The organism is Sphingomonas sp. ABOLE, assembly GCF_003950455.1.
Lineage (GTDB): Bacteria > Pseudomonadota > Alphaproteobacteria > Sphingomonadales > Sphingomonadaceae > Sphingomonas > Sphingomonas trueperi.
The window spans coordinates 60,212-71,736 of record NZ_QQWY01000026.1; the positions used below are offsets into that span (position 1 = coordinate 60,212).

Annotated in this window: 10 protein-coding genes; 5 read left to right on the plus strand and 5 right to left on the minus strand. The window is 67.3% G+C overall.

The annotated features are described in order from the left end of the window. Nucleotides 1-21 precede the first annotated feature (21 nt). Genes dnaG through CA234_RS16030 form a run of 3 tightly spaced genes read right to left on the minus strand, consistent with a single transcriptional unit; the run spans nt 22 to nt 2,840 of the window. Entirely contained in the window at nt 22-1,917 is a 1,896-nt protein-coding gene (dnaG, locus tag CA234_RS16020; protein ID WP_125977052.1) for a DNA primase, read from the minus strand. A 1-nt stretch (nt 1,918) separates the two neighbouring features. Then, nucleotides 1,919-2,386 (minus strand): DUF559 domain-containing protein, encoded by a 468-nt coding sequence (locus CA234_RS16025; RefSeq protein ID WP_126002210.1) that lies wholly within the window; start codon nt 2,384-2,386, stop codon nt 1,919-1,921. A 1-nt stretch (nt 2,387) separates the two neighbouring features. Beyond that, nucleotides 2,388-2,840 (minus strand): GatB/YqeY domain-containing protein, encoded by a 453-nt coding sequence (locus CA234_RS16030; RefSeq protein WP_125977054.1) that lies wholly within the window; start codon nt 2,838-2,840, stop codon nt 2,388-2,390. 144 nt (nt 2,841-2,984) lie between these two features. On the opposite strand from CA234_RS16030, the gene carA reads away from it, so the two are divergent. From carA to CA234_RS16055, 5 genes are all read left to right on the plus strand, one after another. Continuing rightward, nucleotides 2,985-4,151 (plus strand): glutamine-hydrolyzing carbamoyl-phosphate synthase small subunit, encoded by a 1,167-nt coding sequence (gene carA, locus CA234_RS16035; protein WP_126002211.1) that lies wholly within the window; start codon nt 2,985-2,987, stop codon nt 4,149-4,151. Next, a complete protein-coding gene (locus CA234_RS16040; RefSeq protein WP_126002212.1) occupies nt 4,148-4,420 on the plus strand; it encodes a hypothetical protein in 273 nt (90 codons plus the stop codon). The genes carA and CA234_RS16040 overlap by 4 nt, the downstream gene beginning before the upstream one ends. Further along, entirely contained in the window at nt 4,420-7,749 is a 3,330-nt protein-coding gene (gene carB / locus CA234_RS16045; protein WP_126002213.1) for a carbamoyl-phosphate synthase large subunit, read from the plus strand. Before CA234_RS16040 ends, carB begins: the two co-directional genes overlap by 1 nt. A 226-nt stretch (nt 7,750-7,975) precedes the next feature. After that, a complete protein-coding gene (greA, locus tag CA234_RS16050; protein ID WP_121079359.1) occupies nt 7,976-8,452 on the plus strand; it encodes a transcription elongation factor GreA in 477 nt (158 codons plus the stop codon). Nucleotides 8,453-8,460: 8 nt separating this feature from the next. Then, nucleotides 8,461-9,087 carry a rhomboid family intramembrane serine protease gene (locus tag CA234_RS16055; protein WP_126002214.1) on the plus strand — a complete coding sequence of 209 codons (627 nt, stop codon included), beginning with the start codon at nt 8,461-8,463 and terminating at the stop codon, nt 9,085-9,087. Between the two features lie 125 nt (nt 9,088-9,212). On the opposite strand, the gene CA234_RS16060 is transcribed toward CA234_RS16055, so the two are convergent. Next, nucleotides 9,213-11,033 (minus strand): DUF885 family protein, encoded by a 1,821-nt coding sequence (locus CA234_RS16060; RefSeq protein ID WP_126002215.1) that lies wholly within the window; start codon nt 11,031-11,033, stop codon nt 9,213-9,215. Between the two features lie 20 nt (nt 11,034-11,053). Further along, nucleotides 11,054-11,512 carry an NfeD family protein gene (locus tag CA234_RS16065; protein ID WP_126002216.1) on the minus strand — a complete coding sequence of 153 codons (459 nt, stop codon included), beginning with the start codon at nt 11,510-11,512 and terminating at the stop codon, nt 11,054-11,056. Nucleotides 11,513-11,525: the final 13 nt, after the last annotated feature.

The following is an 11,525-nucleotide window of genomic DNA, read 5'->3' on the forward strand; positions in this document are numbered from 1 at the left end:
GGCGGCAATTTTACACCGCCTCTATTCCTCAAAAACGCCGTCTTCCGCAAGCATCAGATTCGCGAGCCGATCCTGAAGTTCCTGCCGCTGCCGCGAAAGCGCCACCTGGCGGGCGAACGCTTCCTCGGTACCGTCGCGCATCAGCGCAGCAGTCGCCTCGGCGAGCGCCACGTCGACGGCGGGCTGTGCCGCCATCACCGCGATCGCCTCGCCCAGATCCTCGCGCGCCTTCGCCACGTCGGCCGCGGGCCGCGTGAAGGAGAAGGGGAGCGTGTCTGCGCGGAGCAACTCGCTTGCCACTGAATCGAAACCGGACCGCGCCAATATGGTGAGGAAATCCTCGCTATCAAGTTGACGAAGGCCCGGATTGGTAAGCGCCACCTCGACAACGGCTTCGAACAGCCGGCCGAGCGCGCCCGATGCGCTGCGCAGGCTGCCGAGAATCTCCATGTGCCGCGCGATCTCGACCGGGTGGCGGATCAGCCCGGCGAGGACGGCGCGTGCCAATATGGGATCGAGCCCGCTCGCCTGCACGCCCTTGATCCAATGCGAGGGCGGGGCCTCGGGCGGCTGCCAGCCGCCGCGGGCGTTGCGGGTGCCGCGCTGTTGCTGGCGGGCGGGCGAGGGGCCGCGCTGGTCCTTGCGGAACTCGCGCGGGCCGCGGCCGAACTGCTGGTCGGCGCGGGCGCGGAATTCCGCGATATATTCGTGCTTTACGTTCGGGTCTTGGATCTGTTCGGCAAGTTCGGTGAGGCGGCGCTTGAGGCCGGCGCGCTGCTCGGGCGTGTCGAGCGGACCGGCGGCGACTTCGCTCGCCCAGAGGCGATCGACCAGCGGCTCGGGCCTTGCGAGCAGTGCTTCGAACGCGGCTGGGCCCTGCGACCGGACGAGGTCGTCCGGGTCGAGGCCCTGAGGCAGGGTGACGAAGGCGAGGCTGCGGCCGGGGGCGAGCATCGGCAGCGCGCGGTGGGCGGCGCGCAGGGCTGCCTTCTGCCCGGCGCTGTCGCCGTCGAAGCAGAGCAGGGGCACTTCAGAAAGCCGCCACAGCCGTTCGAGCTGGTGTTCGGTCAGCGCGGTGCCGAGCGGCGCCACCACCTCGCCGAACCCGGCCTGGGCCAGTGCGATCACGTCCATATAGCCCTCGACCGCGATCACCCGGTCGGCCTTGCGTGCCGCGGCCTGGGCGCGATCGAGATTGTAGAGCGTGCGGCCCTTGTCGAAGAGCGGGGTCTCCGGGGAGTTGAGATATTTCGGCTCGCCCTCGCCGATGATGCGGCCGCCGAACGCGATCGTCCGCCCGCGCACGTCGCGGATCGGGATCATCAGCCGGCCGCGGAAGCGGTCGTACGGCTCCTTGCCCTCGACGGCGATCAGCATGCCGGATTCGACCAGCATCGCGTCGCCATAGGATTTCAGCGCTTCCTTGAGCTTGCCGCGCGAATCGGGGGCGAAGCCCAGGCCGAAGGTCCGGGCGGTTTCGGACGTGATGCCGCGGCGCTGGAGCACGGCGCGCGCCTCGGCGCCTTCGATGCCGTTCAGCCGCTCTGTGAACCACGCGGCGGCCTCGCCCATCAACTCGTGCAGGCCCTTGGCGCGCTCGGCCTTTTCGGCGGCGCGGCGGTCCTGCTCGGGCATGTCGAGGCCGGCGGCTTGGGCCAGTTCCTTCACCGCATCGATGAAGGGCAGGCCGCGCTGGTCGGTCATCCAGCGGATCGCATCGCCATGCGCCCCGCAGCCGAAGCAATGGTAGAAGCCCTTGTCGTCGTTGACGTAGAAGCTGGGGGTCTTCTCGTTGTGGAACGGGCAGCAGGCGCGAAACTCCTTGCCCGCGCGCTGCAGCTTCACCGACTTGGCGATGAGGGTGGACAGCGTGGTGCGGGCGCGGAGCTCGTCGAGAAAGGCGGGGGTGAGTGACATCTCAGTTGCTCCCCCTCCCGCGAGCGGGAGGGGGCTGGGGGGTGGGCCCCCGCTCCATGCTGGGCGAGGCAGCCGTAAGAATGGCCTGCAACACGCCCTCCATATTCGACGTCAAATCATTGTTCCAAAAGCGAAGCACGCGATAGCCTTCAGCCTCGATCCGCCGCGTGCGCTCGGCATCGGCGACGGTCATCTCGATATGCTGGCTACCGTCCAATTCGACGACCAACTTCGCCTTGCGGCAAGCGAAATCCGCGAAATGCCCGGCGATCGGCATCTGCCGGCTGAACTTCAGCCCTGCCAGCTGCGACTTCCGCAGCTTCGACCACAGCAGCTCCTCCGCCGCTGTCGGATCATTTCGCAGGTCGCGCGCCCGCTCGGTCGGCCGGTCCAGCCGGAAGCGGGGGCCCACCCCCCGGCCCCCTCCCGCTTGCGGGAGGGGGAGCGCAGAGCGGTCCCCGTCGTCCATCTTACGACAGCGCCGCCTTCACCAGCGCGCTCGCCTTGCTCATATCGAGCTGCGCCGCGTGGCGGGCCTTCAGCTCGGCCATCACCCGGCCCATCTCCTTCATGCCGCTCGCGCCCAGCTCGGCCTTGATCGCCTCGATCGCCGCGGTCGTCTCCGCCTCGCTCATCTGCTGCGGCAGGAAGCGCTCGATCACCACCACTTCGGCTGCCTCGGCGTCGGCGAGTTCCTGCCGCCCGCCCTTCACATACATGTCGATCGATTCGCGGCGCTGCTTGACCATCTTCTGCAGCACCTCGACGACCAGTACGTCGTCGTCCTCGGGCGCCTTGCCGGTGCGGGCCTCGATGTCGCGGTTCTTGATCGCGCTCTGGATCAGGCGGATCGTGGCGGTCGACGCCTTGTCGCCGCCCTTCATGGCGGTCACCAGCGCAGCCTTGATGTCGTCGCGAATCATTCGTGGTCTCTCGATCTTGTCCGGGAAAGCGCGGAGACATAGCCGATGCCCGCAAAACTTAACAGATTGACGCACCCGCCCATGGGGTCTAGCGGGCGGCCCTTAGCAACATCGCAAAACCCAAAGCAGGAGTGCCCGCCCCAAATGGCCGACGCCAAACCCTTGTCCATGCCCGTTGGAGCCACGGGCGTTCTGGTTCTGGCGAGCGGCGAGATATTGTGGGGTCGAGGATTCGGTGCCGAAGGTGATGCCGTCGGCGAGGTGTGCTTCCACACCGCAATGACCGGCTATCAGGAGATCATGACCGACCCGAGCTTCGCCGGTCAGATCATCAACTTCACCTTCCCGCACATCGGCAATGTCGGCGCCAACCCCGACGACATCGAGGCCGACGATCCGCATGCGCTGGGCATGATCGTCCGCGAAGACGTGACCGAGCCGAGCAACTTCCGCAGCACCGAGCATCTCGATGCCTGGATGGCGAAGCACAGCCGCATCGGCCTGTCGGGCATCGACACCCGCGCGCTCACCCGCCGCATCCGCCTGGGCGGCGCGCCGAACGGCGTGATCGCGCACTCCAAGTCGGGCAATTTCGACCTCGACGCGCTGCTGGAAAAGGCGCGCGCCTGGCCGGGGCTGGAGGGGATGGACCTCGCCATCACCGTTTCGTGCGAGACGCATTTCGGCTGGGAAGGCGGCGTGTGGAAGCTCGGCGCCGGATATGACACGAGCCGCCCCGAGACCAAGCGCCCGCAGGTCGTCGCGATCGACTATGGCTCGAAGCGCAACATCTTCCGCAACCTGGTCAAGGCCGGCGCGGACGTGACCGTGCTGCCCGCCACCGCGACCTTCGAGCAGGTGATGGCGTTCGAGCCCGATGGCTTCTTCCTCTCGAACGGCCCGGGCGATCCGGCGGCGACCGGCGAATATGCCGTGCCGGTGATCCGCCAGCTGCTCGAGACCGGCAAGCCGCTGTTCGGCATCTGCCTCGGCCACCAGCTGCTCGGCCTCGCGGTGGGGGCTGAGACCACCAAGATGTTCCAGGGCCATCGCGGCGCCAATCACCCGGTCAAGCGGCTGGAAGACGGCGCGGTGGAGATCACCAGCATGAACCACGGCTTCGCCGTCGAGCGCGAGAGCCTGCCGGCCAATGCCCGCGAGACGCACGTGTCGCTGTTCGACGGCTCCAACGCCGGCATCGAACTCACCGACCGCCCGGCGTTCAGCGTGCAATACCACCCCGAGGCCAGCCCGGGGCCGCAGGATAGCCTCTATCTGTTCGAGCGGTTCGTGGGGATGATGGCCAAGTGATCCTGGCACTTGCCCTGCTGATACAGACTGCACCACCAAAGCCGGTGGCTCCCGACGCAATTCCTCAAGCCCGACTGGATCAAATGTCGGCGGTGTGTCGGACACCCAAGAAGTGGTTGCAGCAGGTCGGCGGAGAGCAGGTGCAATTTAAGCCATCGCCCAAGGCTCGATACGAGCAGGTCGACTGTCTTCTTAAGCAACTCCGCGAAAGCATCGTCCCGATGAAGCTCGGCTTTGTTGGCAACGAAGAGGCTCCGAAAGAAAAATAATGCCCAAGCGCACCGACATCTCCTCCATCCTCGTCATCGGCGCGGGGCCGATCGTCATCGGTCAGGCGTGCGAGTTCGATTATTCGGGCACGCAGGCGATCAAGGCCCTGAAGGAAGAGGGCTATCGCATCGTCCTGGTCAATTCGAACCCGGCGACGATCATGACCGATCCCGAGCTGGCCGACGCGACCTATATCGAGCCGATCACGCCCGCGGTCGTCGCCAAGATCATCGAGAAGGAGCGGCCCGACGCGGTCCTGCCGACGATGGGCGGCCAGACCGCACTCAACACCGCGCTGGCGCTGTTCCGCGACGGCACGCTGGAGAAGTTCGGCGTGACGATGATCGGCGCCGATGCCGATGCGATCGACAAGGCCGAGGACCGGCTGAAGTTCAAGGACGCGATGACCAAGATCGGGCTCGAAAGCGCCCGCTCGGCGATCGCGCACACCGAGGCCGAGGCGCTGACCGCGCTCGACTATGTCGGCCTGCCGGCGATCATCCGCCCCAGCTTCACCATGGGCGGCTCGGGCGGCGGCATCGCCTATAATCGCGAGGAATTCATCGCGATCGTGCGTTCGGGCCTCGACCTGTCGCCGACCACCGAAGTGCTGATCGAGGAATCGCTGCTCGGCTGGAAGGAATATGAGATGGAGGTCGTCCGGGATCGGAACGACAATGCCATCATCGTCTGCTCGATCGAGAATATCGATCCGATGGGCACGCACACCGGCGATTCGATCACCGTCGCGCCGGCGCTGACGCTGACCGACAAGGAATACCAGATCATGCGCAACGCATCGATCGCGTGTCTCCGCGAGATCGGCGTCGAGACCGGCGGTTCCAACGTGCAGTTCGCGGTCAATCCGAAGGACGGCCGCCTGATCGTGATCGAGATGAACCCGCGCGTCAGCCGCTCCTCGGCGCTGGCGTCCAAGGCGACCGGCTTCCCGATCGCCAAGGTCGCCGCCAAGCTGGCGGTGGGCTATACGCTCGACGAGATCGACAACGACATCACCGGTGCCACCCCGGCGAGCTTCGAGCCGACGATCGATTACGTCGTCACCAAGATCCCGCGCTTCGCCTTCGAGAAGTTCAAGGGCGCCGAAGCGGTGCTGGGCACGGCGATGAAGTCGGTCGGCGAAGTGATGGCGATCGGCCGCTCGATCCACGAATCGCTCCAGAAGGCGCTGCGCGGGCTGGAAACCGGCCTCAGCGGCTTCAATGATGTCGACCGGCTGGTCGGCGCGCCGCGCGACGTGATCGAGGCGGCGCTGACCGTGCGCTCGCCCGATCGGCTGCTGATCGCCGCGCAGGCGATGCGCGAGGGCTTCAGCGTCAAGGACGTCCAGCGCTTCACCAGCTACGACCCCTGGTTCCTCGAGCGGATCGCCGAGATCCTCGACGCCGAGAAGGACGTCGCGACCAACGGCCTGCCGCAGGACGCGGCCGGCATGCGCCGCCTCAAGGCGATGGGCTTCAGCGACAAGCGCCTCGCCTATCTCGCGCTCAAGTCGGTCAACCTGCGCGCGGGCAGCGAAGTCATGGCGCGCAGCTCGGGCCTGATCGGCGAGGTGGCCAACGCCATCTCCGGCGGGGTGACCGAGGCCGAGGTGCGCAAGCTGCGCCACCGGCTGGGCGTGCGCCCCGTGTTCAAGCGGATCGACACCTGCGCGGCCGAGTTCGAGGCGAAGACGCCGTACATGTACTCGACCTATGAGGCGCCGAGCTTCGGCGAGCCCGAGAACGAGGCCGAGCCGAGCGACCGCCGCAAGGTGGTGATCCTCGGCGGCGGCCCGAACCGGATCGGGCAGGGCATCGAGTTCGACTATTGCTGCTGCCACGCCTGCTTCGCGCTGGCCGATGCGGGCTATGAGACGATCATGGTCAACTGCAATCCGGAGACGGTGAGCACCGACTATGACACCTCGGACCGGCTCTATTTCGAGCCGCTGACCGCCGAGGACGTGCTCGAGATCCTCGAGATCGAGAAGTCGAAGGGCGAGCTGGTCGGCGTGATCGTCCAGTTCGGCGGCCAGACCCCGCTCAACCTCGCCAAGGCGCTGGAGGATGCGGGCATCCCGATCCTCGGCACGAGCCCCGACGCGATCGACCTGGCCGAGGACCGCGAGCGCTTCGCCGACCTCGTCGCCAAGCTCGGCCTCAAGCAGCCCGCCAACGGCATCGCGCGCAGCCGCGACGAGGCGGTGCGGGTGGCCGAGCGGATCGGCTATCCGGTGCTGATGCGGCCGAGCTATGTGCTGGGCGGCCGGGCGATGGAGATCGTCGACAGCCTCCAGCAGCTCGACGACTATATTCAGACCGCGGTGCAGGTCTCGGGCGACTCGCCGGTGCTGATCGACCAGTATCTGCGCGACGCGATCGAGGTGGACGTGGACGCGATCGCCGACGGCACCGATGTGGTCGTGGCCGGCGTGCTCCAGCATATCGAGGAAGCCGGCGTCCATTCGGGCGACAGCGCCTGCTCGATCCCGCCCTACAGCCTGCCCGCCGAGATCATCGCCGAGATCGAGCGGCAGACCGTGGCTCTGGCGCGGGCGCTCAAGGTGAAGGGGCTGATGAACATCCAGTTCGCGGTCAAGGACGGCGAGGTCTACCTGATCGAGGTCAACCCGCGCGCCAGCCGCACCGTGCCGTTCGTCGCCAAGGCGATCGGTGCGCCGATCGCCAAGATCGCCAGCCGGGTGATGGCGGGCGAGAAGCTGGCGAACCTGCCCAAGATCGACCGCGACATCGACTATATCGCGGTCAAGGAAGCGGTGTTCCCCTGGGCGCGCTTCCCCGGCGTCGATCCGGTGCTGTCGCCCGAGATGAAGTCGACCGGCGAGGTGATGGGCATCGACCGCGATTTCGCGACCGCCTTCGCCAAGTCGCAGCTCGGCGCGGGCACGGTGCTGCCGGACGGCGGCACGGTGTTCGTCAGCGTCAAGCAGGGCGACAAGGCGGTGGTGCTGCCGGGGGTGAAGATCCTGGCCGATCTCGGCTTCAAGATCATCGCGACCAGCGGTACGGCGGAGTTCCTTGCCGCCGAGGGGATCGCGGTGGAGACGGTGAACAAGGTGGCCCAGGGCCGCCCGCACATCGTTGACCGCATCCAGGATGGGGACGTCGCGCTGATCTTCAACACCACCGAGGGCTGGCAGTCGCTCAAGGACTCGATGAGCATTCGCGCCTCGGCGCTGGCGCAGAAGGTGCCCTATTTCACCACGGCACCGGGCAGCGTCGCGGCGGCGCGGGCGATCGCGGCGATGCGGAGCAACCCGATCGAGGTGCAGCCGATCCAGGCGTATTTCGCTTCGCGGGGGTGAGTTGCCGTTGGGGAGGGGGCTGCGTTCCCCTCCCGCATGCGGGAGGGGAACGAACGTCCTCAAGAGCAGGGCAAAATATTACTTCTCCGTCCCCCGCCTTGATGTTTTTCGTGCCCCGACTTACTATTCGCGTTCGCACAATGGATTTCCCCAACCGATGTAAGTGTGCGGACGTCGTTTTCGGGCGACGGTCGGTACCGGGGGCGTATTGAAGGACAAGGGCGTTATGGCGACCGTCGAGAAGATGCCGATGCTGGCGGAAGGCTATCAGAAGCTCAGCGAGGAGCTGAAGCGGTTGAAGGCCGAGCGGCCGTTGATCGTGGACGCGATCGAGGAAGCGCGCGCCCATGGCGACCTCTCCGAAAACGCCGAGTACCACGCCGCCAAGGAGCGCCAGGGCCAGGTGGAGGCGACCATCGCCGACATCGAGGACAAGCTCAGCCGTGCGCAGATCATCGATCCCAAGGAGCTTTCGGGCGACAAGGTCGTGTTCGGCGCGACGGTGACGCTGCTCGACGAGGACGACAAGCCGGTGACCTACCAGATCGTCGGCCAGACCGAGGCGGATGCGAGCAAGGGCCGTATCTCCTATAACTCGCCGATCGGCCGCGCGCTGATCGGCCGCAAGGTCGACGAAGAGGTCGAGGTGTCGGTGCCGGCGGGCGACCGCTATTATCTGGTCTCGAAGGTCGAGTTCATCTGAGGCCTGCGATGCCGAAGTTCAGCGCCACGACGGTGATCGTCGCCGTCACGGTGGCGGTGAGCCTGATCGCCAATTTCGCGCCCAATGCGGCGCAGATCCAGGTCGCGGCGGGGTTCATCCCGGCGCGGCTTTCGGGCGGGCTGATCCTGTCCGGGCCGGTCGTGCCGGTATGGCTCACCCCGCTCAGCTCGGCACTGCTCCATGGCGGCCTCGCCCATCTCGGCATGAACATGCTGATGCTCGCCTTTACCGGCCGCGAGGCCGAGCGCGCGATCGGCGTCAAGGGGCTGGTGACGCTCTATCTGATCGGCGCCTATGTCGCGTGCGGCGCGCAGTGGCTGGCGGGGCCGATGTCGACCGCGCCGATGATCGGGGCGAGCGGGGCGAGCTCGGCGGTGGTCGGTGCCTATTCGCTGCTCTACGGCCGCCAGCGCGCCAAGGCGATCGGGCCGGTCCCGGCGCAGGTCGTCCACATCGCCTGGCTCGCCGCGGCCTGGGTGGGCGTCAACCTGCTGATGGGCTTCGCCTTCCTCCAGGGCGGCGTAACCGTCGCGATCTGGGCGCATATCGGCGGCTTCCTCATCGGCCTGGCGCTCGCCCGGCCGATGCTGCTCTGGCGCTGGCGCCACGCGTAAGCGCGTCTTCTGACGTCATCCCGGCGAACGCCGGGATCCAGTCGCCTCTCTCTATCAGCAAGCGCCGGAGCGGTGACCCCAATGGATCCCGGCTTTCGCCGGGATGACCAATGAAGTGGTAGGCTTCACACCTTCCGCTGCGCGATATGCCGGTCGATCACATGGCCGAGCACCGTCATCGGCACGTTGCCGCCCAGCAGCAGCGCGTCGTTGAAGGCGCGGAAGTCGAACCTGTCGCCCAGCGCGGTCTTGGCCTGCGTCCGCAGCCGGTTGATCGCGGTGTGGCCCACCTTGTAGCCGCAGGCCTGGCCCGGCCAGGAGCAATAGCGGTCGACCTCGCCCTGCACCTCGTCCTCGGACGAGCCGTTCGCCTCGACGAACCAGCGGATCGCCTGTTCGCGCGTCCAGCGCTTGGCATGGAGCCCGCTATCGACCACCAGCCGGCAGGCGCGGAAGCCGAGCGACTGGAGATAGCCGAGCTTCGCCGCGGGGTTCTCGGCATAGACGCCGAGCTCGTCGCCCAGCTGCTCGGCATAGAGCGCCCAGCCTTCCGAATAGGCGTTGAACTGCAGGAGCGAGCGGATCAGCGGCATCTTGAAGGTATATTCGCCCTGCCAGGCATGGCCGGGGATCGCCTCGTGATAGGCGAGATCGGGCAGGCTGAAGCGGGTCCAAATGCCGGTCGAGCGCAGATTGACCCAGAGCCGCCCGGGGACCTTGCCATCGATCGTGCCGGGGCCGCCATAGGCGCCCGCCGCGCCTTCCTCCTCGACGATCGGAATGCGCTTCACCTCGACATTGCCCGGCACCAGCGTGTGGAACGCCTGCGGCATGCGGGTGCGCATGTCGTCGATGCTCTTCTGGAGGATCTGGATGATTTCGGCGCGGCCGGTATCGTTCTCCGGGAAGGCGAAGCGCTTGTCGGTGGCGAGCCCGCGCATCCGCGCGCCGACCGAGCCCTGAGTATAGCCGAGCGTCTTGAGGATGGTGTCCATCTCCGCCTGCAGCTCGGCGAGCTGCGCCTTGCCCATCGCATGGACTTCGTCCGGCGACATCGTCGTGGTGGTGCCGGCGCTCAGCGCCCAGGCGTAGTAGGCGTCCCCGTCCTTGAACTTCCACACGCCGGCGTCCGAGGTGGCGCGGGCGCGCTGCTTCTCGAGCTCGGCGATCTGGCGATGGAGCGCGGGGGCGATCTGCTCGGCGGCGATCCTGGTCGCGCGGGCGTCATAGCCGCCCGGCATGGTGGCGGTGCGCTTGGCGAGCGAGGTCACAACATCCCACTTGGCCGGATCGCCGCTGCGCGCGAGACGGATCTGCTTGAGGCATTTGTCGAGCAGGAAATCGGGCGCGATCACCCCGACGCTCGCCGCCTGCTGGAGCCGCACCGTCTCACCATCGAGCGCGCCGGCATAGGCCTCCAGGCGGTCGCAATAGGCATCGGCATCGTCGCGCGTCGCGATCTGGTGATCGCTGTCGAGCGTCTTGGGGATGTCGATATAGGCACCGACATTCTGGATCACGACATAGGGGGTGTTGCGCCAGCTCCCCACCGCGACATCGCCATAGGGAAAGGCCATGCCCTTGAGGCCGTTTTCGTAGGCGGTCTGGATCACGTCGAGATGGACGCGCATCTCGGGGCTGACGGCGCTCACGTCGATCCGCGCGATCTCGGCGAGCGTTGCCTTGAGGTGGGCGGCCATCTTGGCCACACCGGCAGGGGTGCGGTCGCCGAGCTTGTGCTTGAGGGCGGCACGCGCGCCCTTGTCGATACCGAGCCCGGTCGCGCCCTCGGGGTTGAGCACCAGCAGCGCCTCGGCGGTGCGGTCGATCAGCGCCTGGGCCTGGGCTTCGGCAGGTCCGGGAGCGGCAAGCGCGGGGCGTGCCGCGGCGGAAGTGGCCAGCAGCGCGCTCGATCCGAGCAGCACGTCGCGACGGGTGGTACGCATCAATTCGACCTCGATCGTTGTCAGTTCTGGGGAAGGGTGGGAAGCGGCTCGACGCAGAGGGTCGCGCCGGTTGCGCCCGTGATCCGCACGCGGGCGCCGGCGGGGGCATCGGGCCCGCGCGCCGACCATTCGCCGTCGCCGACGCGCACGCGGCCGCCATGGTCGCTCACCGGCTCGACGACGGTGACGACCTCGCCGACCAGCCGCGCGACACGATCGTTGAGCAGCGGATCGGCGCTCTCGACCGGAAAGTCCTGATACCAGCGCCGGCCGATCAGCACCGCGACCGCCGACCAACCGGCAAAGCCCAGCAATTGCCCGGCGAGCGGCAGGTCCGGAAACAGCAGCGCAAGGCCGCCCATGATCGCGGCCGCGACGGCGAGGAACACGAGGAACACGCCCGGCACCACCAGCTCGGCGATCCCCAGCGCAACCGCGGCGATCAACCAGAGCAGGGGCGGGTGTTGCAGCCAGTCCAACGGTGCGTCAATC

What these genes read in the sequence shown, in the direction of transcription:
- carB (WP_126002213.1), top strand. Translation starts at nt 4,420, where the DNA reads ATGCCCAAGCGCACCGACATCTCCTCCATCCTCGTCATCGGCGCGGGG.
- CA234_RS16060 (WP_126002215.1), bottom strand. Translation starts at nt 11,033, where the DNA reads ATGCGTACCACCCGTCGCGACGTGCTGCTCGGATCGAGCGCGCTGCTG.
- greA (WP_121079359.1), top strand. Translation starts at nt 7,976, where the DNA reads ATGGCGACCGTCGAGAAGATGCCGATGCTGGCGGAAGGCTATCAGAAG.
- dnaG (WP_125977052.1), bottom strand. Translation starts at nt 1,917, where the DNA reads ATGTCACTCACCCCCGCCTTTCTCGACGAGCTCCGCGCCCGCACCACG.
- CA234_RS16025 (WP_126002210.1), bottom strand. Translation starts at nt 2,386, where the DNA reads ATGGACGACGGGGACCGCTCTGCGCTCCCCCTCCCGCAAGCGGGAGGG.
- CA234_RS16030 (WP_125977054.1), bottom strand. Translation starts at nt 2,840, where the DNA reads ATGATTCGCGACGACATCAAGGCTGCGCTGGTGACCGCCATGAAGGGC.
- CA234_RS16055 (WP_126002214.1), top strand. Translation starts at nt 8,461, where the DNA reads ATGCCGAAGTTCAGCGCCACGACGGTGATCGTCGCCGTCACGGTGGCG.
- carA (WP_126002211.1), top strand. Translation starts at nt 2,985, where the DNA reads ATGGCCGACGCCAAACCCTTGTCCATGCCCGTTGGAGCCACGGGCGTT.